Raw genomic sequence first — 24,474 nt, forward strand, 5'->3', positions numbered from 1 at the left:
GCGATTACGAAGATTTCCGACATAAGCTTGATGTGCTTAGGCGCACACAACTCACCGAATACCTGCGGGGGCGGGACCCGCGCGGGCAGGGTCTGTTCGGGGCGAAATACACGCTCATGCCTGTTACACGGCAGCGGAATTGCCCCGACAGTGCTCCTAAAACGCGGGAAAGCCTTCATGGCCGTGACGGCAGTCGGGCTTGAGGAGAAGGATGGAGCCACCAAGGGGAGTCGCACCCCTGGTTCAGGTTTCTTAGGCTTGCGATCTAACCGTTAAACTGCGCCGGTAGCCGGATGAAACGGTGACCGGATGTCTCGTTGCAAGGCCGCGAACGAAAAACCCGCCGCGGCGTCAGCCGGGTGGGTTAATGTCTGCGAGGCTTATGAGCCGGCTTTCTCAGAGTGGAGATCAGAGCCCGCCGTTGCCCCCACCGCCGCCGCCAGCGCTACCGTTTGGCACGGCACGCGAAGGCTGATTGGCATTGCCGCCCGCGGCCGAGTCGCTCGTAGCCGTTTCGGCACCAGTCGCCCCACGCGAAACTGTCACGTCGCGGTCATTGCCGGTCGTGTTCGGCTGGTTTTCGATGACCGTTCCTGACCCGCTTGGCTGGCTTGGGGCAACACCCTGAGCGAGAGCAGGACCAGCGAGCAGAATCGTAGCGGTAACAAGGATCAATTTATTCATGGATGTATCCAAATCGAGGCAGCAGTGTTTCGCTCAAGCCAGATAAGCACTGAGATCCCGATAAGGTTTCAGCTTGGCTGGTGTTGTTACGGCGGCTCTGTAACAAAAAAGCCCGCTCTGGTTCTCACTTGGCGGGTCATATCGTGCTCTCAGGACGACAAACAGGCGCGGAAGCGCGTCGGTTTAATTGGGACGGAGGAGCGCGCTTAGCATGCGCGTCGCGTCCGTGCGTCCGGTTCTCGGTGGCCTGCTCTCGTTCGATTGCAGCCAGCAAGCTTGTGTACTGCTTCGCCTCATCCCGCATGGTCCGCACTCACTCGGCGATGCTGTTGATGTCCACGGTCTGCCGCCGGGCGAAGTCGCGCATCTCCTCCATCACGCCGGTGACTTCGCGCGGCACCTGTTGGAACGGCGCTGGCACGACGGGTGGAACGTCCAGCGGCACCGATGCAGTAAGCGGCGCGCTGACCGGCTTCGCGTCGGTACTGCGGGGGGCCTTCAGCGCCACCTTGGTGCAGGGCGTCAGGAACTGGTCTCGCGTGGCCGTAGCCGGTCGTCGACACACCGACGCCGTCGAGTTAGGCTTCCAGCTGCACGCCTTGCCGCGATTTAAGCGCAGCAAGGCCCAGATGCGTCATGATGGCGGTCGCGCCCATGCGTAGTCTCCCGAATAGTGAATACAAAATTAAGTGCCTACGCTCGGCTATCCGGACCGGGGGCGGATTTTGGAATGCAGCACTTCGACAACGGGCACTTGCCGGAGCCGGAAGAGCATTTTGCTGAAGGGTTTGCACAGGACGCGATCCTGGCTTGTCTCGTTGCCGTGGAAGCAGTCGGGCTTGGTCTTATGGCCCTTGGCGCCGTGCATCTCGGCCGCTGGCTACTGGCTTGAGCATGTGCGGCGACCGGCCGGCTTTGCGGTGATAAGCTGCCCGGATGGATCAGCTTCTACGACTGACGATCATCTTAAGCCGGTGGACGCGACGGCGTTGGACGAAGACCGAGGCGATTATTGCGCTGGCCGTGATCGCTATTGCCTTGGCGATCGCGCTCATCGAATGGGCCGGCTACTGGCCAGAAGCTTTAACCGCTACGAAGGTGCGGCGAGCGCCTATGCGACTATAAATATTACGCTAAAACAGGGCACGGGCCTGTCCAAAACTTCAGGTATTGCCTGCAGGTCGGCGCTCTTTGCACGGAAATGCATAAACCGCGCGGGCTGATCGGCGGCAATGGGCGAAGACGACGGGGGCCTCTCTGATTTTCGGCTCATGTAATTCGAGATCCCTCTGCCGACGGGCGGCCCAGTCATCGCCTTAGTGTGGCACCCTCGGGGCGGCGCGGTTTACTGCGATGAGGTGGTCAAACGAAGGGTGCTGGGGCTAGTCCGCCCGAGCGAAGGAGCACGCCCAAAGGTCCATGCTCTTGGTCGTGCCGCCGAGATACGCGAGAGCCTTCGCGTCGTCGCCTAAGCAGAAGCGGGACACGAGGGCGGTGGTGGCGCAGATTGCGGTGATGGTGATGAGGTAGAAGTCCGCCGAAACCTTCTCGATGGAGCCGGCGAGGTTAGTAAAGACGCCGCCCGTGTTCGTGGACAGGGTGACGGTGCCGGCAATCAGATCGAACAGGACGCGCGCCGTACCCACCGGATTGGTGCTTCAGGCGAACAAATCCGGCCGACGAAGCCGCAGTGCGAAGAGAAGCACCAGGGTTTTCATGTCGGTGATCTCGCCCCGATCGCTCATGGCGGCGAGGGTGGCCAGGGGCATCTCGTGAACAGTGATGCTTTCATGTTCCTCGGCCAACCCACCGCCGGGGCCGGAGCGGTCGGCGGCGCTATAGGCACCTAGAAACAGGTCCATCTGTTCGGTAGAAATCCCGGGCATTGACCACCCAGTTGTCAGGCGTTCGAGGGTGCCGAGGCGGACGCCGGTCTCCTCGAAGGCCTCGCGGCGCGCGCCGTCCTCGGGCTCAGATTCGTCGAGGAGTCCAGCCGGGATCTCAAGAAGCGACAGGGTACCGGCCGCAAAGAAGGTGGGTGGCCGGAACTGCTCCACCAGAAGCGCCACGCGGCGCTCGGGATCATAGGGCAGAACCCCCACCGCGCGGCCGTGATCCTCGATCTCGCGGGTCAGGCGCGTGCCGTCCGGCATCGTGACTTCTGCCACGAGAAAGCGGCTCCAGCCATCGTGCAGGATGCGGGTGCCACGGATCACCGGCGCCATATAGTCGTTCCCGTCTTCCGGCCACGGGCGGTCACGCGGCCTTCTTCGGGATCACCTAACCGCGAGTTGCCGCATCATTGAGGCGAAGACAGTGCGGAATGAACGAGTTTTCAGGTGCCGCCCTTCTCAATGGTGAAGCTGAAGACGCCGTCGTCGCGGCCCTGACCGACGAGACGATCGCCCTCTTCGGTGACGAGATGGGGGATGTCGATCACCGAGACCGGATCGGTGCAGAGGATGGTCAGCTGCGCCCCCGGTTCTAGGCCGCGCATGGCCTTGCGGGTGCGTAGCACCGGCAGGGGGCATTTCAGGCCGCTGAGATCGAGGACGAGTGGCGCGTCGGTCATATCTGTCCAACGATACGACAAGCCCCGCCCGAGGCTGGAGCCTCGGGCGGGGCTTGAGCCGAAGACGAGGCTCCGTGGATGATGTTAGTAGCCGTAGGCAGGATAGCCGTAGGCCGGGGCGTAGCCATAGGCGGGCGCGTAGCCATAGGCCGGGGCATACCCATAGGCTGGTGCGTAGCCGCGGTCGTAATAGCCGTAGCGGGGAGCCTGGCTCGCCGCGATGGCGCCGCCGATGATGCCCAGAGCGGCACCCGCCGCGAGGGCTCCACCGATGCCGGGGCCACGGCGATAGCCGCCACCGTAATAGCCGCGACGGTAGCCGTAGCCGCCGCCGTAATAGCGGCCGTAACGCACGGTCTCCACGGCCGAGCCGCTGCCGGCGACCTGCGCCGAGGTCAGCGCGGGCATCGGGGCGGCTTGTGCGCCGGAAAGAGGAGCTGCCGCCAGACCGACGGCGGTCGAACCGGCAAGGACCAGGGACATGATGCGCAACATGCGGGCGATCTCCTAATTCGAGTGTACCTGCACCGTTAAAACACCATCTTTGATGAACCGTTCCGGAACAGACGAGGCATTATCGGCCGAACGTGTGCCCCGGCACAATTGTCGTTTCAAGAAGACATGGTTTTATAGTCAATAACCTCTCTTCAGAAGACGCATTCCGTGAACGCCGGATCGACGGAGCGCCGCCATGGACCCTCGTAATCCGCCAACCTATCCTCAGCACGCGAATGACCACTGGCGACGATGGCTTCGAGGGGCTGAAGGAAGTGAGTTTCATCGCGTCCCTGGGCATCACGGCGCCCGCGCGCTTCAAGACCCTTGCGGGCGATGGCCAGGGCTTCCGCTGCCACAGTGCCCAGACTGCGTCCGGCGATCGGTGTCGCGAGGCCGAGACGTGGCACGATGGCGCGAAGGCATTCGCGCTCTGCGGTACTCCAAGCCTTGGCAATGTCCCAGGCCGCCGCGAGCCCGGCATCGTCGTAGAGCAGCCCGACCCAGAACGCCGCCTGCGCGACGATCATGTCCGCGCCGCCCACATCTGAGCCGCGCATCTCGATGTATCGCTTGAGCCTGACCTCGGGGAAAGCCGTGGAGGCATGGTTCGCCCAGTCCGACATCGTAGCCCTCTCGCCGGGAAGTGCCGCGAGCCGCCCATCCATGAGATCGCGGAACGAGGCGCCGCTGACGTCGTGATAGGTCTCCCCGCGCTTGACGAAATACATCGGCATGTCGAGCAGCCAGTCGGTATATGCCTCATACCCGAAGCCAGCCTCGAAGGCGCGGGGCAGCATGCCAGTCCTGTCGGCATCGGTATCACGCCAGATCTCGGAGCGTCGCGAGAGGAAGCCGTTGGGGCGCCCGTCGGTGAAGGGGGAGTTCGCGAAGAGCGCCGTCGCCACCGGTTGCAGCGCCAGGGCGACCCGCATCTTGGCCGCCATGTCCGCTTCTGAGGAGAAGTCGAGATTCACCTGCACCGTGGCGGTACGCAGCATCATGTCGAGGCCGAGGGAGCCGACCTTGGGCATGTAGCCGGCCATGATCTTGTACCGGCTCTTGGGCATGACCGGCGTTCCCTCACGGGTCCATTTCGGACTCATGCCGAGATCGAGGAAACCGATTCCGAGTGGGTCGGCCGCACGAGCGGTCGCCTCCAGATGGCTGCGCAATTCACGCTCGGTGGCATGGACATCACTTAGCGGCGCGCCGGACAATTCGAACTGCCCGCCAGGTTCGAGCGAAATCGCTCCCCCGTCATTTCCGGCGAGGCCGATCAGGTTGCCGGCATCCTCGATCGCCTCCCAGCCCGTTTCGCGCGCAACGCCTTCGAGGAGCGCGCGGATTCCAGTCTCGCCCGCATAGGGAACCGGTGCGTTACCGTTCCGGTAGAACGGAACCTTCTCGTGCTCCGTGCCGACGGCGAAGCTCTCGGGCGGTTTTTCGCCCTCGGCGAACCACGCGATCAGTTCGTCCCGCTTCGTCAGCGGTGTCGTGTCGGACGTATCGCGCGCCATGCGCTGCCTCGTGATGAAGGTCGTGTGTGGTGAGAGGCAGGCCGGACCGCAGCGGAGGAGCCCCTTTGAAGATGGCGACTCCTTAGTCCAGCCGCGAGCCATGAACAACGCGGCGTGGTGGGGGGCTCATCAGCGTGTGTCTCCCAGCACAGACTGCACCAAGGTGAGAGCCACCACGGCCGCCGTATCCGCCCGTAGGATCCGAGGTCCGAGGGATAGCGCGACCGTGTTGGGCCGCGCAGCGATCATTTCCCTCTCCTCTGCCGAGAACCCACCCTCAGGCCCGATCAGAACCGCCAGGGGCGGCGGCGCAGCCGGGTCGGCGGCGCAGCGCAGGGCCGCGACAGGATCGGCCACCGCGGCGTTCTCGTCGCAGAAGACGAGGAGGCGTTCGGGCGCGAGTTCCGCGAGCGCTACGGGGAGCCGGACCGCATCGGGAAGTTCGGGAATCGCTAGGATGCCGCATTGCTCAGCTGCTTCGATGGCGTTGGCGCGCAGGCGATCGAGATTGATGCGCTCGCCTTGCGTGTAGCGGGTAAAGACCGGCCGGATGGTGCCGGCTCCCATCTCCACGGCCTTCTGCGCCAGATAGTCGAGCCGAGCGGTCTTCAGTGGCGCGAAGAGGTAATGCAGGTCGGCACGTTCGGATTGAGGGCGTACCTGCTCGACGACGATCAGTTCTGCGCTCTTGCGCCCGCTCTGGGCGATGCGGGTGCGCCATTCGCCGTCGCGGCCGTTGAAGACGAGGACGGGATCGTCCGGGCCACGCCGCAGGACGTTCAGCAGGTAGTTCGCCTGGGCGCGTTCCAGGGGAAGGACAGTGCCTTCACGAAGGTCGGATTCGACGAAAAGGCGGGGGGCGGTAAAGTCGTATGCTGCCATGGCTCAGCGTGGTCGCCCGCGTCCGCAGGCCTGTCAACGCCGGTGCCCGATTGCGGGTGATGCGCCGGGGCAACAGCGCTGGATTTTGTCGAGTTTCCCCAAACGCAAACCTTACCGGCCATTTACGTCTTGAAAGACGCCACATTCCTATGGCGAGACGTCAACGAGGTTCGGCAATCGCTCCGGCAGCCACGGCAAGGCACCGGTGTAGATTGGGGGAGAGGGAAATCCAACTCATGTCATCGAAGATCATCGCGGCCGTCGCCGGAGCTGCATTCGGCTCCGTTCTCATCGCTGGTCCCGCCTTCGCGCAGAACGCGGAATGCGGTGAGATCCAGAAGACGCTCCAGTCGCGCAAGGATCTCGTGGCCAAGGCGAATGCCGCGTCGAACTCCAAGAAGAAGATGACCCCCGCCGAAGCCTGCGCGCTGTTCGGCAAGCTGCAGACCAACGGCAACGAAGGCGTGAAGTGGATCGCCGCCAACAAGGAATGGTGTTCCATTCCCGATTCCTTCGCCGAAGGCTTCAAGGCCGACCATCTGAAGGTCGCCGGCATCCGCACCAAGATCTGCGGCGTCGCCGCCCAGGCCGCGAAGATGGAAGCCCAGGCGCGGGCGCAGGCCCAGAACGGCGGCGGCGGTAGCGGTGGTGGCATGCTCGGCGGGCCAGGCCTGACGGGCAGCTTGAAGATGCCGCAGGGCGCGCTCTAGGCCTTGGCTGCCATTTCGGTCCACGGTTGCGCCCGCCCATGGCGGGCGTGACCTCGCCAGACGGCGCAGACGGAAAGGTCGCGGATGCTGTCGCCGGCCACTGGGTCGATCGTCTCGCCCCGCGCGGCCTCCGTCCCTATCTCCGCCTCGCCCGCATCGACCGGCCGATCGGCTGGTGGCTACTGCTCCTACCGTGCTGGTGGTCGGCCGCCCTGGCGGCGCTCGCCGGTTACAAGCCGTTTCCGGACCCGGCGCATCTGCTCCTGTTCCTGATCGGCGCCATTGCCATGCGAGGGGCGGGCTCGACCTACAACGACATCGCCGACCGTGATCTCGACGCGCAGGTGGAGCGCACGCGCTCGCGCCCCCTCCCCTCCGGGCAGGTGAAGACGCGGTCCGCCGCCATCTTCCTCGTGATGCAGGCGCTGGTCGGTCTGGCCGTGCTACTACAATTCAACGCTACCGCCATCTGGGTCGGCATGGCGTCGCTCCTGCCAGTGGCGATCTATCCGTTCATGAAACGGGTGATGTCGATGCCCCAGGCGGTGCTCGGCCTCGCCTTCTCGTGGGGAGCGCTGATGGGCTGGGTCGCCGCCTTCGGCAGTCTTAGTGCGCCGGCCTTGGCTCTCTATGTCGGCGCGTTTGCGTGGATCGTCGGCTACGATACGATCTATGCGGTTCAAGACATCGAGGATGACGAGATCGCCGGCATCCGCTCGTCGGCCCGCCTGTTCGGCCGTGGTCTGAAGCCCGCCATCGGCCTGTGCTACGCGGTCTCGGCCGCCGCCATTGCCACAGCTGCGGCACTGGCTGGTGCGGGCCCTGTCGGGTTTCTCGGCGTTGCCTTGTTTGCCACCCATCTCGGATGGCAGGTTTTCCGTCTGAAATCCGGTGACGGGCGCGGGGCATTGCTGCTCTTCCGCTCTAACCGCGATGCCGGGTTGATACTTTTCGCTGGCCTGTCGGCCGATGCCCTGTGGCAGGCCCTCTTCTGAAGCTGGTCCGGCTTCAGGACAGCGCGCCTCCGACGATCTCGCTCTCGCCGCGATAGATCAGGGGACGCACCGGCAACACACCGGTCTTACGACGGACGAGGAAGCGCGGGCGGCGGCCATTGAGCAGGCCGTGACGACGGCGGGTGCGGGTCGTTCCGAGAGCGACACGGCCGAGCTGGCGCGACACGGTTGCGAGGGTGCCGTCTTCCCGCACGATCATCCGCGGCAGGCCGGTCCGGGCCGAGCAATCACGCCAGATCGCGACCACATCGTCATCGCCATAAGGTCCAAGACGACCCAGCGTGGCACCGGTCTCGTCCACGAGCAGAAGGGCGAAGCGATCCTCGTCGCAGGCATCGGAATCCTCGGAGGCGAAGGCCAGGGCGACACCGATGGCCACGGTACCACCGGCGACGCGGCCGGTGATCGGCAGAACCGAAGCAGTGAACGCCACGGAGCTCAGCACCACGCCATCCTGCAGGCAGTGATCGGTGGCGATGCCGACGTTTGTCTCGGTTGGATTCATGTTTGAGAAAGTGTTCATTGGTCCGACGCCCTGTTGGTGTGATCGGCCTCTGTCGGGCCGTCTCTTATGACAAGCAGATTTGCGTCTAACCTCCTCAAACCGCCTTAATAGCCACAGTTAAGCGATCGTGGACGGCGGGGAAGCGATTGGGATGCTCAACACTTCCTTGCTTCATTCCTCAGGATCGCGGTGCATCTCCGGATTCTCGATCCTTGTGGGCATGGGATGCCCGCCCTACAACGGTATCAGTCTCTTCCCGCCGCAGGGCGCGGAAAGGCCCGATTCGCATCCCTTCTCGAGAAAACCCGAAGATTCGGAGACGCATGTCCGACACGATGCCGATCGAAGCCGCCAAGGCCCTCGTCCCTGATCTGCGGGCGGCGATCCGCGAAGCTGCCTCCCTCGCCCTTCCCTACTTCCGGGCGGACGGACAGACGACGGCCCGGACATGGTCGAAGGCCGGTGGCTCTCCGGTGACGGAAGCCGATGTGGCGGTGGATACGTTCCTGAAGATCAGGCTGAGTGCTTTGCTGCCAAAAGCCGCCTGGCTTTCGGAGGAAACGAGCGACGATCCAATTCGCCTGGGCTCCGACCTCGTCTGGATCGTCGATCCCATCGACGGCACCCGTGCCTTCCTCACAGGCCATCCCGATTGGTCGATTTCGGTGGCTCTGCTCTCTCAGGGGCAGCCGGTTCTCGGCTTCGTCCATGCTCCCGTCAGCGACAAGTTCTACGAGGCGGTGGCGGGTGCTGGCGCGACGTGCAACGGCGTTTCGCTGTCGGTCTCGCAACAGGCCGGACTCGCTGGCGCGCGGGTGACAGGGCCGAAACCGATGGCCGATAAGCTTGCACGGGGCGGCTCCGTTGACGGAAAAGCGGTCGATTTCGAGATCGTCCCGCGTGTGCCGTCCCTTGCTTTGCGGGTGGCCAGGGTCGCTGAGGGATCGATCGATATCGGCCTCGTTTCGTCCGACGCGCGCGACTGGGACCTCGCCGGGGCCGACCTGCTCCTGCGCGAGGCGGGAGGATCGGTGAGCGACCTACGGGGAAATCGCACGACCTACAATAGACCAGATCCCGTCCACGGGGCCCTGATCGCGATGTCGGACACCCTGCGCGACGATGTCGTTGCAGCCCTGACGCGGGTCTGAAGCGTTCGTCATCGCGACGACGCGTCATTCCCTTCGCAGCCTGGCGAAGCGTCGATTGTGTGTGGATGCGGCGGTGAAATCGACCGGAATCGAGCCGGGTTTCGACCGCCATCGGCGAGGCTTTCGAGGTCTCCGGGCCGATCGACAAATCCGGCCGCGTTCCGGTGCTCCGTGGCGCCATCGACCTGAGTGTTCAACCCGGTAAGCTCGGGCATCCGGCGAGGTGTGGGACACCCGATGGTCGAGACGACCGAAGGTGATTCTCCCCCGCCCCCATGCCGGCGCGATTGGCCCGGACACGCAAACGCCGAGCCCTGTGAGGAACTCGGCGCGAAACGTCCATCAGCGCGGGGACGATGCCCTCGACGCAGGATAAGCCCGATCAGGCGTGTTCGCGAACCGCGACCACTTCGGGAGCCACTCCGAGCCGCTCGGCGAGGTGCCAGCGCAGTTCACGGGGCGAATGGTAGTTGTAAGAGGTGTCGATCAGGTGGCTGAGATCGATGTCCTGCGCATCACGCGACGTCGTCTGCTTCAGCTTTCCTACCTTGAATGTCGCCGCATCGGTGATGGGCGAACGGACGCCGCGGCGCCGGGTGTATTCGAACAACATGTTTTCTTGTGATCTTTCAGATTTTCTTGGTGTGCAGAACAACGAGCTTAGCTCCGTGTTCCGTAAGTCAGAGGTTTGATGGGTGGGAGGGATGCCATCCTCAGCGAACTCGTCTCCCCAGAGGAGATCGTCGGGATGGCGGCGGACACGGCGCTCGATGGCCGATGGTGACGCCAGCCCCGAGGGCTGGCGCCGGGGGCGTCAAGCCGCCTGGAGGTTACCAGCCGAGTCCTTGCCGCTGCGCTTGTCGGTCTGGATCTCGTAGGAGACCTTCTGACCTTCAATGAGATTGCGCATTCCCGCGCGCTCGACGGCGGAGATGTGAACGAACACGTCCTTGCCGCCGTCATCGGGCTGAATGAAGCCGTAGCCTTTGGTTTCGTTGAACCACTTAACAGTGCCGGTATTCACGAATAGAACCTCGTATCGTTCGTTGACCAAAGACGTGCATCTGCTCGAGATACCCGGCGCCGGTCCTCTTTTACATTTGACGGGATCAGCAGGTCGTGAGACGTGCGATGCACGTTGCGTTCGGCTCACTAATGCCCGCTGTCCTCCATGTAGGCTGATTGTGCGGCGGCAACAAGGCACCCGGGTCGATCTTGCCTGCCGCACCGGCACGCCGCACTCTCATGGGACTCCGAGCGGACCCCGTGTTTTTCGGTCCGCGACATGCATATATGGGACCTGTTCCAGGCAGTTAGGCGACGCAATCAGGCGGTTCATGGCGGGCATCTCGGTTTCCCTCGAAGGCGCGAACATCCAGCTCTCATTCCAGAAGGACGATCAGGCCACGGCCGTCGTCATGGATGCGCGGGCGGCCCGTGCGCTCGTGCGTGCGGTGGGACAGCTGCTGACCGCGATCGACGAGCCGGACGATGTCGACCTGCCGGACGATCTGAGCGACGAGGATATCGCCATGCTCGAAGTCACCTCGTCCGCCATTGAGGTCGGCACCGACGAGCAGGGACAGGCCGTGGTCGCCTTGCAGGCCGGAGCGCTTCCCCCCTTCCAGCTGCGCCTGACGGACGAAGAGGCCCGCCACGTGGTGACGAGCCTCTCTGAAATCCTCAGTGCGCCCCGGGACGTGCGCGCGTCACACGGGGATCACTAGACCCCTCGATCACATCCTGACGCCGGGGTCGGTCGGTCCGCCCGGCAGATAATCGGGCTCGGAGCCCGGTCCCTTCGGCTCGTCGACGCCGGGATCGTCGACAGGATACGGGGTCCGTGGTCCGGTCGGGCCGATATCCGGCCCTTCATCGGGCGGCAGCGGCGGCGGTGGCAGATCACCGGGGATTCCGCCCGGCAGCGGCTCGGGGATCGGTAGGCCTGGATTGGCCATTCAGCGTCTCCTTCGCTTCTAGGTGGATCGCGCTTCTAGGTGGATCGCGCTTCTAGGTGGATCGCGTTCCGACGTTGAGTCGGTCGTCTGTCGGACCAACCCGCCCCGATCCTCGCCAGTTCCAGCAAAGCATGAATTCGAGCCTTGTGCTGCGGCCTTGGCTGCATTGCGCCTCGGCCCGTCCAGGAACCTGCCTCAGCCGCCACCGGTTCTTCCGCTACCTCTTTGAACACATGCGGAGATCTGCCATGGCCGACATCAAGCAGTCGAAGGTTCTCATCGTCGCGACAGACGGTTTCGAGGAAACCGAGCTCACCGTTCCGCTGCAGAATCTCAGGGGGGCCGGAGCGAGCGTCGTAGTCGCATCGCCGAAGTCACGCGAATCGCGGGAATCCATTCGCGGCTGGGACAAGACCGATTGGGGCAAGAACGTTGCGGTCGACAAGGATCTCGAGGACATCGACCCGGCCGATTTCGACGCGCTCGTCCTCCCTGGCGGTCAGATCAACCCGGACAAGCTGAGGCTCGAGCCGAAGGCCCTAGAGGTCATCAAGGCCTTTCTGACGTCCGGCAAGGTCGTGGCCGCCATCTGCCACGCGCCCTGGCTGTTGATCGAGGCCGGTGCCGTGAAGGGCCTGAACCTGACCTCGTTCTCATCGATCAAGACGGACGTCATCAATGCCGGCGGCCAGTGGCACGACGAGGCGGTGGTGACCGACAAGGGGATCGTCACCAGCCGCAATCCGGGCGACCTCGACGCGTTCTGCGCCAAGATCGTCGAGGAGATCCAAGAGGGTAACCACGGCGCTCGCCAATTGGCCGCCTGACACCGGGCTTACGCTCCGCCCGCCCCAAAACGGGCGGGCTCTTCGACTCAGCCCCGCGATGACCCGACTTCGCCGGTGACTTCCAGCACCAGACCGGAGGAGAGCGGACGACCGTACTCGTCCTCGACATCCACGGTGATGCGGTGACTGCCGGCCGGGATGTCCCCGTCGAGACGTGCCACCCAGATATGGCTCGAAGGCTCCGCCTTCACCCAGGGTTTCTTCGCCTCGGGATAGCGGAGGTAGACCTCGTTCACGAATGGATCGGGGCGTCTCGTCCGCACCATCGCGACCGCCGGGCCGCTGCCGATCCGATAGGAGACCCGCGTGCGCGGGCCGCCGTCGAAGACGTTCACCACCAGATTGGTGGCGGAGAGGCTCTCTCGCGGCACCGGCGACCGCAGGGTCTGCATCGGCCGGTAATCGCGCAGCACCTCGCCCGCGCCGCCGCGATACTGGCTCTCCAGAACGATCCGCATCCCCTCGTCCGGCTCGCCCTGGGCCGGGCGGTAGCGGGTCGTGTAGCCGGCGCCGTCCACCGACAGGACATGGAAGCCATTCGGTGTTCCGTCGCGGCTGTCGGCCGAGGGGATGCCGGTGCGGGAAGAGGGGCCGCTCCACCACGAGCCCGAGACGGCGGTGAGGACGTGGTGATGGTGGCTCCCCGCGCCGCCCGCACGGGGATAATGATGCTCCGTCGTGTGGGTGTGGCCGGCGAGGCTCAATACCGGGCGGTCACCCAGAAGGTCCAGGAGGCGCTCGCGGTCCATCACGTTCTGGCGCGGATCGTCCGGGTTGAGGTCGGTGTAGAGCGGGATATGCATCGCGATGACCACGAGGCGATCCTTGGGCGTCTGCGCCAGCATGTTGGCGACGAAGGCGAGCTGGCGTTCGCCGATGCGCCCTTCGTAGCGCCCTACCCCATCGCCCGCCCCCGATGCGGCGCCGAGATAATGGACGGTGTCCAGCATCAGGAACAGCGCCTTGCCGTGGTGGAAGGCGTAGTACGGCGCTCCGTAGACCCGCTTGAAGGTCTCGCGGCTGTAGCGTGCGTCGGGCGCCTCGAAATTGAGATCGTGATTGCCGCCGATATGGAACCAGGGAATGCCGATGCGCCCCATGATGCGGTTCGAGCGGCCGTAGAACGAGAGATCGTCGAACAGGATGTCGCCCGTGGTCATGCCGAAGGCGGCTTTCGTCCCCAGGACGCGCGTCACCGCCGTATCGCGGACATGGCCGAGTTCCACCGGGCTCTCGGGCTGCGGATCGGTGAACAGGATCACCTCGAAGGCATCCGGTTCCGCCTGGCGCGACAACGCGAAATCGATGGAGGCGGGAATCGGTCCCGTCGGGTCGATGCCCCGATAGCGCAGCCGCAATTCGGGGGGCGTCCCCTGCGGTTGGTGGAGGTAGCTGAAGCGCGGGATGTTGTTCTCGTCGCGCGGCAGGGCAAAGCCCGACGGCTTGACCACGAAGACGGTGTCGCCATCCGACACATCGAGGCCGTAGCGGCCCTGACGATCGGTGAGGACCACGTCCCGGCCGTTGGAGACGGCGACATCCGGGATGCCGATCCGTTCGCCGGAGACACTCTCGTAGACCATGCCCGTCGCACGGTCCGACGCCCGGGCGGAACTGGCCGACAGCGCCAGTGCGGCGGCGCCTGCCATGGTCTGGCGGCGGGTCAGAGCGGATCGGTCCATCATGCGAAAGCCTGTTGCAACGGGTCGGCCACACCGAACCACGTGCCTTTGACCATCGCGTGACGCTTCCGGCGAGCGTCGCCCCTTCAGTGCGTGGCGACGGTTTTCTCGGCTTTGGGCTTGGTCACGGCGGCCCCGGAGATCAACTCGCCCAGACGCTTCTGGTCGAGCCCGCGTGTCACGTCCACGAGGCGATCACCCGCGGGGGATTCGACGGCTCTCACAGGGATCGACCCCGTCGCCACCGGGTCCTTCACCGCTGCCACCGGCACGGCGGACAGCGCGGGCTCGCGTTGGAGGCGCATGGCCCAATGGGCGGCGGTGGAAAGCGCGGCAATGGCGACGATCGCCTTGGTGCCGTTGGTAAGAAGGCGGCGCATGAGGAGGAGCCCGAGACTACGCGGAGGAACCTGGCCGGTTCCCCGGCCCGTCTCACTTGTGCGTGAAGTCGGTAAACCAATCCGCTCAAGCACTCGTCCGGCACTTGTCCTGAAATGGCTCGACAAGCTGAGCGCGCAATGAGCGTGGGCCATCAGCCACGGCGACGGTTCCTGTTCCCCGCACTCGTGACACACCTGACGCGACCCGGCCCACCAGGCCTCACAGGATCGACGCAGAGAACTGGTCCGCATCGCCCCGTCACGGCAAGCCCTGCAGCCACGCAAGTCCGAGAGGGTTCGCGAAACCGTCGAACGCATTAGCCGCGGGGACCGCCGATGTAGCCATCCAACACCGAGCCGGCAACCGATCCGGCCGCATAGGACCCTTCCGCCGCAGGCTCTTCCGCTGGCGGAACTCGGGACAGGATGGGATCGGCCTCGGCGAGGCTCGTCCCTGCCGGCATTCCCGGCTCACACCCGGGACAGCGTCATTGCAGGTCGGAACGGTGAGGATATTCCCACCGCTCCGATCGAAGCGGGTTTCGACCGCGCTGCCTCTTGGCACCGGGTTGGCGGCAATCGTCGCTCGCCGTCTCAGCTCAGCGAGCCGCAGAAACGCTGGATGCGGGTGCAGGCCTCTTCCAGCGCCGTGTTCGACGTGGCGTAGGAGATGCGCAGGTTCGGTCCGAGACCGAAAGCCGAGCCGTGAACGGCGGCGACACCTTCGGCCTGGAGCAGTTCCAGCACGAAATCCTCGTCCGATTCGATGACCTTGCCCGAAGGCGTCTTGCGCCCGATCGTCTCGGCGCAGGACGGGTAGACGTAGAAGGCGCCTTCCGGCGTCGGGCATTTGAGGCCCTTGGTCTGGTTCAGCATGGAGACCACGAGGTCGCGGCGCTCATGGAAGGCGGCGCGGAAACGGGCGAGATGCTCCTGCGTGCCGTCGAGGGCCGCCACCGCCGCCCATTGGGAGATCGAGGAAGCGCCGGAGGTCTGCTGGCCCTGGACGAAATCCATCGCCTTGATGAGGTGCTCGGGACCGGCGGCGTAGCCGATGCGCCAGCCGGTCATCGCATAGGCTTTCGAGACGCCGTTCATGGTCAGCGTCCGGTCGTAGAGGCCGGGCTCGACCTGAGCCGGCGTGACGAACTCGAAATCGCCGTAGCAGAGGTGCTCGTACATATCGTCCGTGAGCACCCAGACATGGGGATGCCGCATGAGGACGTCGGTGATCTTCTTCATCTCGTCGCGGGCATAGGCCGCGCCGGAGGGGTTCGACGGCGAGTTGAGAATGATCCACTTGGTCTTCGGCGTGATCACCCGCTCGAGTTCTTCCGGCTGGAGCTTGAAATCATGCTCCATGTCCGTCTCGGCGAAGACCGGCGTGCCGCCGCACAGCACCACCATCTCCGGATACGAGACCCAGTAGGGGCGCGGGATCACCACCTCGTCGCCGGGGTTCAGCGTGGCGAGAAGGGCATTGTAGATGACGTGCTTGCCGCCGGTGCCGACGATGGTCTGCGACGCCTTGTAGTCGAGGCCGTTCTCGCGCTTGAACTTCCGCACGATCGCTTCGCGCAGGGGCACGATCCCGGAAACCGGCGTGTACTTGGTCTCGCCGCGACGGATCGCGTCGATCGCCGCCTCCTTGATGTGGTCGGGCGTATCGAAATCGGGCTCACCCACCGACAGGCTGATCACGTCCATCCCGCCGGCTTTCAGCTCACGGGCCTTCTGCGTCATCGCGATGGTGGCGGACGGCTTCACCTTGGACAGGGCGTCGGCGAGAAAGCCCATGATGGTCTACTCCGATCACGTCAGATGGGCGCCGATACGCGCCTCTTCAAAAAGCGCGCGGACCCTAATCCCGGAGCTGTGAGCCGGCAAGGCTGCCGGACACGTCAAAGCGGCCACCCCTGGCGCGATGACGCTCCGGGATGGCCGCTTCGTACTGATGAGGACAGATGTGCCCTGAGGTCAGATGCCTCCGAAGACCCAACGGAGCTTCGACAGGAACCCTCCGCCGGATTTCGCAGCGCGGGTCGCCTCCGGCTCGTCCTTCTCCGCTGCGGAGGCCTTGTCCGCATGGATCAGGCCGAGGGCCGCCGTATCGGTGGTCTCACGGTCGATGAGGATGAACCCGCCGGTATCGCGGTTCGCCGCGTAGGCATCGATGGCCACGGCGCGGTCCAGGCTCAGGGTCACGTCCGCGATGTCGTTGGCCACGAGGCGGGCGGCCGGAACGGGATTGCCGCTCTCGGGATCGATCCGCGTATGGATGGTCGTGACGGTGGCGTTCACCGTCACGGTGCCGATCTTCGCGAGCAGGGTGGCGCCGGGCAGGAGTTCGGTCTCGGCCGCCCAGAAGAGACGGGCGTCGAAACGGTCGCTCACCCGCATCGGCGCATCGGCCGTGACGATCACCGAACCGCGTGAAGCGTCGATCTCGTCGGCGAGGACGAGGGTGACGGACTGACCTTCCACGGCATGCGGCAGGTCGCCATCGGCGGTGTAGATGCGGGCGATGGTGGAGGTCCGGCCCGAAGGCTCGACGATGATCGCGTCGCCAGGGGCGACGCGGCCGCTGGCGATCAGGCCCGAGAAGCCGCGGAAGTCGGAGTTCGGACGGTTCACCCACTGGACCGGAAGACGGAACGGAGCGGCCTGCTCCTCGACCCGAACCGGCACCTCTTCGAGGTACTGGAGGAGCGGCGTTCCCGTGTACCAGGGCACGGCGGCGCCGGGCAGGACGACGTTGTCGCCGTTCTTGGCGGAAAGCGGGATGGGCCGGATCTCGGTGAAGCCGAGGGGCGCGGCGAACGCGTCGAACGCCGCCGTGATCTCCTCGAACTTGCCCTGCGACCAGCCGACCAGGTCCATCTTGTTCACAGCGAGGGCGACGCGCTTGATCCCGAGCAGCGAGACCAGCAGCGCGTGCCGCCTTGTCTGGCGGGTGAGACCCTGCCGAGCGTCCACCAGGATCACGGCGACATCGGCCGTGGAGGCACCGGTCGCCATGTTGCGGGTGTACTGCTCGTGGCCGGGCGTGTCGGCGACGATGAACGAGCGCTTGTCGGTGGAGAAGAAACGATAGGCGACATCGATGGTGATGCCCTGCTCGCGCTCGGCCTGGAGACCGTCCACGAGGAGGGCGAGGTCGATCTCGGCGCCCTGGGTGCCGTGCTTGCGCGAATCGCGCTGCAGCGCCGTCACCTGATCGTCGAAGATCTGCTTGGTGTCATGCAGGAGGCGGCCGATCAGGGTCGACTTGCCGTCGTCGACGGAGCCGCAGGTGATGAAGCGCAGCACTTCCTTGCTCTGGTGAGCGGCGAGGAAGCTGTCGTAGCCGAAGGCTTCGGGTGACTGATGGATCGTCATCTTAGAAATACCCCTCCTGCTTCTTGCGCTCCATGGCGCCCGATCCGTCCTTGTCGATCACGCGACCCTGACGCTCGGAGGTCCGGGCGGCCAGGGTCTCGCCGATGATCTCGGGCAGGGTCGCGGCATCGCTCTCCACGGCGCCGGTGAGCGGGTAGTCGCCCAGCGTCCGGAAACGCACGGACAGGTTCTGCGGGGTCTCGCCGGGGTTCAGGGGCAGGCGGTCGTCGTCGACCAGGATCAACTGGCCGTCGCGCTCCACCACGGGGCGGGGCTTGGCGAAGTAGAGCGGCACGATCGGGATCTGCTCCTGCTCGATATAGAGCCAGACATCGAGCTCGGTCCAGTTCGAGATCGGGAAGACGCGCAGGGATTCGCCGCGCTTCTTCTTGAGATTGTAGAGGTGCCAGGGCTCGGCGCGCTGGCGCTTCGGGTCCCAACGATGCTGGGCCGTCCGCAGGGAGAAGATGCGTTCCTTGGCGCGGGACGCCTCCTCGTCGCGGCGCGCGCCGCCGAAGGCCGCGTCGAACTTGTGCTTGTCCAGCGCCTGACGCAGGCCCTGCGTCTTCATCACGTCGGTATGGACTTCCGAACCATGGCTGATCGGACCGATGCCCCGGGCCAGGCCGTCCTGGTTTGTGTGGACGATGAGATCGAGCCCGAGCTCCTTGGCGCGCTGATCGCGGAACGCGATCATCTCCTTGAATTTCCAGGTCGTATCGATGTGCATCAGCGGGAACGGCAGGCGTCCCGGTGCGAAGGCCTTCAGCGCCAGATGCAGGAGCACCGACGAATCCTTGCCGATCGAATAGAGCATCACCGGGTTCTCGGTCTCGGCGACCGTCTCCCGCATGATGTGAATGCTCTCGGCTTCGAGACGCTGCAGGTGAGTCAGACGCTCGGGCAGCGTGGCGGCCAGGGCGGTGGCGGCGCTCATCGGGCCATCTCCAGATTGCTGTTGCGGGGTATGGATTCGAAAGCGGTGGCTTCCTGGCCCGGCTGAACGTTCGCCTCGGGCTGGTGCACGTGCAGGCCGCATTCCTTCTTGGATTCCTGCTCCCACCACCAGCGGCCGGCGCGTTCGGATTCGCCAACCTTGATGGCGCGCGTGCACGGGGCGCAGCCGATCGAGGGGAAGCCGCGATCGTGCAGGACATTGTAGGGGATGTAATTGTCGATCACGAAGCGGTCGACATCGGCTCTGGTCCAATCCGCCAGCGGATTGATCTTGATGAGACCACGCGCCTCGTCCGCCTCCGCCAGGGGCGTATCCGCGCGATTGGCGGATTGGCCAGCGCGCAGACCCGTCAGCCAACCGGCGGCGCCGTCGAGGGCCCGGCCCAGCGGCTCGACCTTGCGGAAGCCGCAGCAGGCCTGCCGGGCGGCGACCGAATGGCGGAAGCCGTTGATTCCCTCGTCGCGGACGAAAGCCTCTTCGGCGAGCCGCTCCGGCGCATAGGCCTGGATGCGGATGCCGTAGGCCGATTCGGTCTCCGCCCATACATCGTAGGTCTCGGGAAAGAGCCGTCCGGTATCGAGCGTGACGATCTCGGTCCGCCCCTTGGCCATGGCGAGGGCGTGGGTCAGAGCCTGATCCTCGATGCCGAGGCTGGTCGTGAAGACCAGTCGGCCGGGGATCGCGGCTTCGATCGCGCGGATCCGGCCCCGCAGATCGAGGCCGGCCATCGTGGACGCGAGGTCCCGCGCCGTTCGTTCCAGGGAATTGCTCATCTGCGGTGCTCGATACGACTGCCTGAAAGATGCCTGCTTGTCTGACGCCTGAAATGTTCGCTATAACGAACGCTGTCAAGACATAGCGGCCATCGCGGCGCGGCATTCCCACGCGGACGCCGCTATGGTTTGCAAAGGCGCGGCGACCGGATTGGTTGCCTGTCGAAGGAATATTCTTCTCAATTCGCCGGTCGACGTCGTGCCTCCGCGCACCTCGGCGCCGCCGATCGGAACTGCTTAGCGAGGTCAATATGGACGCGATCGATCTGAAGATCCTGGCACTGCTGCAGAACGACGCCACTCTGTCGATCGCGACGATCGGAGAGAAGGTCGGCCTGTCTCAGACGCCCTGCTGGAAGCGTATCCAGCGCCTCGAAGCCGATGGCGTGATCGACCGCAGGGTCGCGGTTCTCGATCCCGTCAAGCTGGGTCTCGGCCTCACCGTCTTCGTGTCCATCGAGACGTCGGACCATTCCCGCGATTGGCTCGAGCGCTTCGCCTCGACCGTCGCAGCCATGCCCGAAGTGCTGGAGTTCTACCGCATGGCGGGGGATGTGGATTACATGTTGCGGGTCGTTGTCGCTGATATGCAGGCTTACGACACATTCTATAAGCAGCTCATCGCCACCTTGCCGCTCAAGAACGTGACGTCGCGCTTCGCCATGGAAAAAGTGAAGTCGACGACGGCACTTCCGCTGCCGGCCGCTCCCTCGAACGGTCGTTTCACGCCAACCCTCTCGGTCGTGGCGGGAGAATAAAATTCTCTATTGCGCTGCAAGGATAGGCAGCTCCTTCTACCCCGACGTCGTTCTGTAAAACGGACATCCCGTTGACAGCCGGCCTCTCAGGACGACATGGCTTACCGATGGCACGACAAGCGATCCTTCCCCAAACCGCCCCGTTCAACGACAGCGAACGCGCGAGCCTCGACTCGGTCCTCGGCGGAGCGACGCCGATCCAGCGCGCCTGGCTCGCGGGCTTCCTCGCGGGGTTGGATGCGGCCGGCGGCCAGAATGCCGTGGCACCCGCCGCGCCGCCGAAGGCATCCGAGCCGTTGACGATCATCTACGCCAGCGAATCCGGCAATTGCGAAGCGCTGGCCGGCACCGTGGCCAAGCTGGCCAAGAAAAGCGGCTTCAAGCCGAAAGTGGTGGATTTCGCCGACCTCGACATCGCGACGCTGCCCGGCGCGAAGAACGTGATCGCCATCGCCGCCACCTGGGGCGAGGGTGAGCCTCCGGCACGCGCCACCCGCGCCTATAACGAATTGATGGGCGACGGCGCCCCTCGCCTCGACGGCGTGAATTTCGGCGTGCTGGCGCTCGGCGACACTTCCTATGTGGAGTTCTGCGCCATCGGGAAGGCGCTCGATGCGCGGTTCGAGGCGCTGGGCGGAAAGCGTAGTGTGGACCGCGCCGATCTCGATCTCGATTTCGACAAGCCCGCCGCCGATTGGATCAAGAACACCCTGAAGGCTCTGGCGCCTGCGCCGAGCGCCGACAACGTCGTGGCGGTCGATTTCGCCGGCCGCGCCGCCGTCGAGGACAACGATGCCGAGCCGAGCCGCGAACCGGTCGTGGTTGAGGTGGTGGATCACATCAACCTCAACTCGTCACTTTCGGACAAGGAGACGATCCACCTCGCGCTGGAATTCCCGGACGGTGCCCCCGCCTACGAGCCCGGCGATTCGCTGGAGATCTACCCGGAGAACGATCCTGCCCTCGTGGAGGAGATCCTCAAGGCGACGAATCTCTCCGGGGACGAGAGCCTGCGCAAGGCGCTCCTCGCGGAGCGCGACATCACCACGTTGTCGGCCACCACGGTGGAGCGATTCGTGAAGGCGACGGGCCATTCCGAAGCGCAGAAGCTCATCGACAGCGGTGAGGTGAAAGCCTGGATCGAAGGTCGCCACCTCATCGATCTCATCGAGACCTTTCCCGCGACGTTCTCGGCCGAGCATCTCAACACCATCACGCGGCCCTTGCCGCCGCGGGCCTATTCCATCGCTTCCTCGCGCAAGGAAGTGGGCGACGAAGTCCATCTCGCCATCGTCGCCGTTCGTTACGACAGCCATGGCCGCTCCCGGTCGGGCGTCGCCTCGGTCCATGTGGCCGACCGGATCAAGAACGGCGCCAAGCTGCGGGTGAAATTGAAGCCGAACCGGCATTTCCGCCTGCCGCAGGACCCGGCCACCGACATCATCATGGTAGGCCCCGGCACCGGCGTCGCCCCGTTCCGCGCCTTCGTGCAGGAGCGCCGCGCCATCGAGGCCACCGGTCGCTCGTGGCTCTTCTTCGGTGACCGCCACTTCACTCACGACTTCCTCTACCAGCTCGAATGGCAGGACGCCCTGGAAGACCGCTCGTTGACGAAGATCGACGTCGCCTTCTCGCGCGACCAGCCAGAGAAGATCTACGTGCAGGACCGCATCCGCCAGCACGCCAAGGAAGTGGTGGAATGGCTCGATGGCGGCGCCAGCTTCTATGTCTGCGGCGACGCGAACCGCATGGCCAAGGACGTGCGCAACGCCGTCGTCCAGGCCTATGCCGAGGTCAAATCGCTGAGCGACACCGATGCCGAAGCCGCGGTGGCGGCGCTGGAGCGGGCCCATCGCTACCAGCAGGACGTCTACTAAGGCGCGTTGTTCCTCCCCCGCTCAAATGGGGATGCGCATGCGGCGCCCAAATATGAATTGAACAAGACCGGATCATCGCCATGGACGACCTGACTCCTCCCCGCACCTACGAGACCCCGCCGACGACCCGTCCGATCGACGAGGCCGACGCGGCCCGCGAGGCGGGCCTCGCGCATAACGAGCACATCAAGATCGCGAGCGGCTTCCTGCGCGGCACCCTGGCGGACGGCCTGCTCAAGCATGCCACGGGGGCGATCTCCGAGGATGATGGCCAGCTCGTGAAGTTCCACGGGATGTACCTGCAGGACGATCGCGACCTGCGCCCCGAGCGGACCAAGAAGAAGCTCGACAAGGCCTACAGCTTCATGATCCGCCTGCGCATTGCCGGGGGCGTCGTCACGCCCAAGCAATGGCTCGTCCTCGACAACATCGCCACCACCTACGCCAACGGCACGTTGCGGGCGACGACCCGCCAGACCTTCCAGTATCACGGCGTCATCAAGTCGAACCTCAAGCGGACCATGGCCGCCATCGACGCGGCCCTGCTCGATACCATCGCGGCGTGCGGCGACGTGAACCGCAACGTCATGGCCTCGACGAATCCGGCCCAATCGGGTGCCCACAAGGCTGCATACGATCTCGGCAAGGCGATCTCCGACACGCTCCTGCCGAAGACCAATGCCTGGCGCGAGATCTGGCTCGATGGCGAGAAGGTGATCGGCGGCGAACCGGAATTCGAGCCCGTCTACGGCAAGACCTACCTGCCGCGTAAGTTCAAGATCGTCATCGCGGTGCCGCCGTCGAACGAAGTCGACGTCTTCGCCCATGATCTCGGCTTCATCGCGATCCTCGACAAGAAGAACAAAGTCACCGGCTGGAACGTCACGGTCGGCGGCGGCATGGGCATGACCCATGGCGAGCCGGACACGTTCCCGCGCACCGCCGATGTGATGCTGTTCTGCAAGCCGGACGAGGCGGTGCGGGTCGCCGAGGCGGTGATGACGGTCCAGCGCGACTGGGGCAACCGCAAGAACCGCAAGAACGCCCGTCTGAAATACACGATCGAGCGCTACGGCCTCGCGGCCTTCCGCGCCGAGGTGGAGAAGCGCTTCGGCAAGCCCCTCTCCGACCCGAAACCCTTCACCTTCACGGGCAACGGCGACCGCTTCGGCTGGACCGAGGGTGACGATGGCCGCCACCACCTGACCCTCTACGTCCCGTCCGGCCGCATCAAGGACGATCTGGGCGACGGGCCGAAGCTTCTGGCGGGCCTGCGCCGGATCGCGGAGATCCACGAGGGCGACTTCCGCCTCACCGGCAACCAGAATGTCATCATCGCCAACGTGCCGTCCGAGAAGCGTGCGGAGATCGAGGCGCTGGTGGACGAATACGGGATGCAGAAGGGCGCCAGTGCCCTGCGTCGCAATTCCATCGCCTGCGTCGCCCTGCCGACCTGCGGATTGGCGCTCGCCGAAAGCGAACGCTACCTGCCGGACCTGATGACGGAACTGGAGGAGAGCCTCGCCTCGCACGGGCTGCAGGACGACGAGATCACGATCCGCATGACCGGCTGCCCGAATGGCTGCGCCCGGCCGTTCATCGCGGAGATCGGCTTCGTCGGTCGCGGCCCGGAGCGCTACCACCTCTATCTCGGTGCCGCCTTCGATGGTTCGCGCCTCGGCAAGCTCTACGCCGAGGATGTGAGCAGCTCCGAGATCAGGACCATCCTCGATCCGCTCTTCGCAGCTTATGCGCAGGGCAAGACGGCTGGCGAGCGCTTTGGCGACTTCCTCATCCGTGCCGGCTATGTCGAGAAAACCTTCAACGGACCGGATTTTCATACGAAGACCGGCGCCCTGAAGGCTATTGCATGAACCGACCTTCCTCCGTGCATTGCTTCGGCGATGTTGCAGTGCACGGGGGTTTGTCTTTACGGCCAAGCTCAGGTGGGGATCGAATATAAGTTCGAGACGCCTGAACTCTGACGCGGCTTAGCGGTTGATCTGGAGAATCGACCGGAGGCTGCGATGGCCAAGCACGAGATCCTGAATTTCTTCGAACATCGCCGCGACGGCGCCTGGATCTGCGTGAAGCCCTTCACGCTGACGACGAAGCAGACGAGCGTCGATATCCGACAGGGCATGCGGTTCGATTACGGCAAGCGTGTCGGCGGCGTGGACCTGGCCGAGTATCTGGAACAGCTCGGTTCGCAGTTCGGCTCGTAAACGCACGCCCTCTTGCAGTCGGCGTTGTGAGCATCCGCTTCGGCCACGGCCAATGTGTATCGGGAGCCCGACGTCCGTTATTGCAGTCCTCGTCGACTCATT

The 24,474-nt window shown here is 64.8% G+C and carries 29 protein-coding genes; 10 read left to right on the forward strand and 19 right to left on the reverse strand.

Annotated features, from left to right (window positions below; all coding sequences use genetic code 11):
* Window positions 1-408 precede the first annotated feature (408 nt).
* Window positions 409-684, reverse strand: a complete 276-nt coding sequence (locus ACYQML_RS23220) for a hypothetical protein (RefSeq protein WP_246747982.1) — start codon at window positions 682-684, stop codon at window positions 409-411.
* 313 nt (window positions 685-997) lie between these two features.
* On the reverse strand, window positions 998-1,192 hold the full coding sequence (locus ACYQML_RS23225; protein WP_461234169.1) for a hypothetical protein: 195 nt from the start codon (window positions 1,190-1,192) through the stop codon (window positions 998-1,000).
* A gap of 222 nt (window positions 1,193-1,414) precedes the next feature.
* Between ACYQML_RS23225 and ACYQML_RS23230 the strand changes: the two genes are divergently transcribed.
* The gene (locus ACYQML_RS23230; protein WP_461234170.1) at window positions 1,415-1,576 is read left to right on the forward strand and encodes a hypothetical protein; all 162 of its coding nucleotides are present in this window, start codon (window positions 1,415-1,417) and stop codon (window positions 1,574-1,576) included.
* 490 nt (window positions 1,577-2,066) lie between these two features.
* On the opposite strand, the gene ACYQML_RS23235 is transcribed toward ACYQML_RS23230, so the two are convergent.
* From ACYQML_RS23235 to ACYQML_RS23260, 6 genes are all read right to left on the reverse strand, one after another.
* A complete protein-coding gene (locus tag ACYQML_RS23235; protein WP_461234171.1) occupies window positions 2,067-2,330 on the reverse strand; it encodes a hypothetical protein in 264 nt (87 codons plus the stop codon).
* A 12-nt stretch (window positions 2,331-2,342) separates the two neighbouring features.
* Window positions 2,343-2,909 carry an NUDIX domain-containing protein gene (locus ACYQML_RS23240; protein ID WP_207412555.1) on the reverse strand — a complete coding sequence of 189 codons (567 nt, stop codon included), beginning with the start codon at window positions 2,907-2,909 and terminating at the stop codon, window positions 2,343-2,345.
* Window positions 2,910-3,019: 110 nt separating this feature from the next.
* On the reverse strand, window positions 3,020-3,256 hold the full coding sequence (locus ACYQML_RS23245; RefSeq protein ID WP_207412554.1) for a sulfurtransferase TusA family protein: 237 nt from the start codon (window positions 3,254-3,256) through the stop codon (window positions 3,020-3,022).
* An 84-nt stretch (window positions 3,257-3,340) separates the two neighbouring features.
* Window positions 3,341-3,751: a hypothetical protein gene (locus ACYQML_RS23250; RefSeq protein ID WP_461234172.1), complete on the reverse strand. Its 411-nt coding sequence runs from the start codon at window positions 3,749-3,751 to the stop codon at window positions 3,341-3,343.
* A gap of 152 nt (window positions 3,752-3,903) precedes the next feature.
* Window positions 3,904-5,271: a glutamate--cysteine ligase gene (locus tag ACYQML_RS23255; RefSeq protein ID WP_461228146.1), complete on the reverse strand. Its 1,368-nt coding sequence runs from the start codon at window positions 5,269-5,271 to the stop codon at window positions 3,904-3,906.
* A gap of 129 nt (window positions 5,272-5,400) precedes the next feature.
* Window positions 5,401-6,153: a 16S rRNA (uracil(1498)-N(3))-methyltransferase gene (locus ACYQML_RS23260; protein WP_461234173.1), complete on the reverse strand. Its 753-nt coding sequence runs from the start codon at window positions 6,151-6,153 to the stop codon at window positions 5,401-5,403.
* Window positions 6,154-6,389: 236 nt separating this feature from the next.
* On the opposite strand from ACYQML_RS23260, the gene ACYQML_RS23265 reads away from it, so the two are divergent.
* Window positions 6,390-6,863 carry a hypothetical protein gene (locus tag ACYQML_RS23265; RefSeq protein WP_056428862.1) on the forward strand — a complete coding sequence of 158 codons (474 nt, stop codon included), beginning with the start codon at window positions 6,390-6,392 and terminating at the stop codon, window positions 6,861-6,863.
* 38 nt (window positions 6,864-6,901) lie between these two features.
* Window positions 6,902-7,858: a 4-hydroxybenzoate octaprenyltransferase gene (gene ubiA, locus ACYQML_RS23270; RefSeq protein ID WP_461234174.1), complete on the forward strand. Its 957-nt coding sequence runs from the start codon at window positions 6,902-6,904 to the stop codon at window positions 7,856-7,858.
* 13 nt (window positions 7,859-7,871) lie between these two features.
* On the opposite strand, the gene ACYQML_RS23275 is transcribed toward ubiA, so the two are convergent.
* On the reverse strand, window positions 7,872-8,402 hold the full coding sequence (locus tag ACYQML_RS23275) for a DUF6101 family protein (protein WP_461234175.1): 531 nt from the start codon (window positions 8,400-8,402) through the stop codon (window positions 7,872-7,874).
* A gap of 305 nt (window positions 8,403-8,707) precedes the next feature.
* Here ACYQML_RS23275 and ACYQML_RS23280 point away from each other — a divergent pair, with 305 nt between their 5' ends.
* Window positions 8,708-9,535 (forward strand): 3'(2'),5'-bisphosphate nucleotidase CysQ, encoded by an 828-nt coding sequence (locus tag ACYQML_RS23280; RefSeq protein ID WP_461234176.1) that lies wholly within the window; start codon window positions 8,708-8,710, stop codon window positions 9,533-9,535.
* Window positions 9,536-9,917: 382 nt separating this feature from the next.
* Here the strand turns inward: ACYQML_RS23280 and ACYQML_RS23285 are convergent, their stop codons facing one another.
* On the reverse strand, window positions 9,918-10,148 hold the full coding sequence (locus tag ACYQML_RS23285) for a hypothetical protein (RefSeq protein ID WP_056428857.1): 231 nt from the start codon (window positions 10,146-10,148) through the stop codon (window positions 9,918-9,920).
* Window positions 10,149-10,349: 201 nt separating this feature from the next.
* Entirely contained in the window at window positions 10,350-10,559 is a 210-nt protein-coding gene (locus ACYQML_RS23290) for a cold-shock protein (RefSeq protein ID WP_026175704.1), read from the reverse strand.
* Window positions 10,560-10,872: 313 nt separating this feature from the next.
* Here ACYQML_RS23290 and ACYQML_RS23295 point away from each other — a divergent pair, with 313 nt between their 5' ends.
* Window positions 10,873-11,262: a hypothetical protein gene (locus ACYQML_RS23295; RefSeq protein ID WP_056428856.1), complete on the forward strand. Its 390-nt coding sequence runs from the start codon at window positions 10,873-10,875 to the stop codon at window positions 11,260-11,262.
* Window positions 11,263-11,271: 9 nt separating this feature from the next.
* Here the strand turns inward: ACYQML_RS23295 and ACYQML_RS23300 are convergent, their stop codons facing one another.
* Window positions 11,272-11,493, reverse strand: a complete 222-nt coding sequence (locus tag ACYQML_RS23300) for a hypothetical protein (protein ID WP_056428854.1) — start codon at window positions 11,491-11,493, stop codon at window positions 11,272-11,274.
* A 248-nt stretch (window positions 11,494-11,741) separates the two neighbouring features.
* Between ACYQML_RS23300 and ACYQML_RS23305 the strand changes: the two genes are divergently transcribed.
* Complete coding sequence (locus tag ACYQML_RS23305; RefSeq protein ID WP_311276217.1) at window positions 11,742-12,320, forward strand: type 1 glutamine amidotransferase domain-containing protein; 579 nt, start codon at window positions 11,742-11,744, stop codon at window positions 12,318-12,320.
* A 47-nt stretch (window positions 12,321-12,367) separates the two neighbouring features.
* Here the strand turns inward: ACYQML_RS23305 and ACYQML_RS23310 are convergent, their stop codons facing one another.
* From ACYQML_RS23310 to ACYQML_RS23340, 7 genes are all read right to left on the reverse strand, one after another.
* Window positions 12,368-14,026 carry a calcineurin-like phosphoesterase C-terminal domain-containing protein gene (locus ACYQML_RS23310; protein ID WP_461234178.1) on the reverse strand — a complete coding sequence of 553 codons (1,659 nt, stop codon included), beginning with the start codon at window positions 14,024-14,026 and terminating at the stop codon, window positions 12,368-12,370.
* Between the two features lie 83 nt (window positions 14,027-14,109).
* Window positions 14,110-14,403, reverse strand: coding sequence for a hypothetical protein (locus ACYQML_RS23315; protein ID WP_461234179.1), 294 nt, complete (start codon window positions 14,401-14,403; stop codon window positions 14,110-14,112).
* Between the two features lie 317 nt (window positions 14,404-14,720).
* Window positions 14,721-14,867, reverse strand: a complete 147-nt coding sequence (locus ACYQML_RS23320) for a hypothetical protein (protein WP_461234180.1) — start codon at window positions 14,865-14,867, stop codon at window positions 14,721-14,723.
* A gap of 130 nt (window positions 14,868-14,997) precedes the next feature.
* Window positions 14,998-16,200: a pyridoxal phosphate-dependent aminotransferase gene (locus ACYQML_RS23325; protein ID WP_461234181.1), complete on the reverse strand. Its 1,203-nt coding sequence runs from the start codon at window positions 16,198-16,200 to the stop codon at window positions 14,998-15,000.
* 180 nt (window positions 16,201-16,380) lie between these two features.
* On the reverse strand, window positions 16,381-17,781 hold the full coding sequence (gene cysN, locus ACYQML_RS23330; protein ID WP_207412545.1) for a sulfate adenylyltransferase subunit CysN: 1,401 nt from the start codon (window positions 17,779-17,781) through the stop codon (window positions 16,381-16,383).
* Between the two features lies 1 nt (window position 17,782).
* Window positions 17,783-18,718 (reverse strand): sulfate adenylyltransferase subunit CysD, encoded by a 936-nt coding sequence (gene cysD / locus ACYQML_RS23335; RefSeq protein ID WP_056428839.1) that lies wholly within the window; start codon window positions 18,716-18,718, stop codon window positions 17,783-17,785.
* Window positions 18,715-19,512 (reverse strand): phosphoadenylyl-sulfate reductase, encoded by a 798-nt coding sequence (locus tag ACYQML_RS23340; RefSeq protein ID WP_461234182.1) that lies wholly within the window; start codon window positions 19,510-19,512, stop codon window positions 18,715-18,717. Before ACYQML_RS23340 ends, cysD begins: the two co-directional genes overlap by 4 nt.
* 251 nt (window positions 19,513-19,763) lie before the next feature.
* On the opposite strand from ACYQML_RS23340, the gene ACYQML_RS23345 reads away from it, so the two are divergent.
* From ACYQML_RS23345 to ACYQML_RS23360, 4 genes are all read left to right on the forward strand, one after another.
* Window positions 19,764-20,270, forward strand: coding sequence for an Lrp/AsnC family transcriptional regulator (locus ACYQML_RS23345; protein WP_018042510.1), 507 nt, complete (start codon window positions 19,764-19,766; stop codon window positions 20,268-20,270).
* A 107-nt stretch (window positions 20,271-20,377) separates the two neighbouring features.
* Window positions 20,378-22,147, forward strand: a complete 1,770-nt coding sequence (locus ACYQML_RS23350) for a diflavin oxidoreductase (RefSeq protein WP_461234183.1) — start codon at window positions 20,378-20,380, stop codon at window positions 22,145-22,147.
* A gap of 80 nt (window positions 22,148-22,227) precedes the next feature.
* Window positions 22,228-24,021: an NADPH-dependent assimilatory sulfite reductase hemoprotein subunit gene (locus tag ACYQML_RS23355; protein WP_461222577.1), complete on the forward strand. Its 1,794-nt coding sequence runs from the start codon at window positions 22,228-22,230 to the stop codon at window positions 24,019-24,021.
* 153 nt (window positions 24,022-24,174) lie between these two features.
* Window positions 24,175-24,372, forward strand: a complete 198-nt coding sequence (locus tag ACYQML_RS23360) for a hypothetical protein (RefSeq protein ID WP_056428824.1) — start codon at window positions 24,175-24,177, stop codon at window positions 24,370-24,372.
* The last annotated feature ends 102 nt before the right edge of the window (window positions 24,373-24,474 follow it).

The organism is Methylobacterium sp. CM6244, from assembly GCF_054817885.1.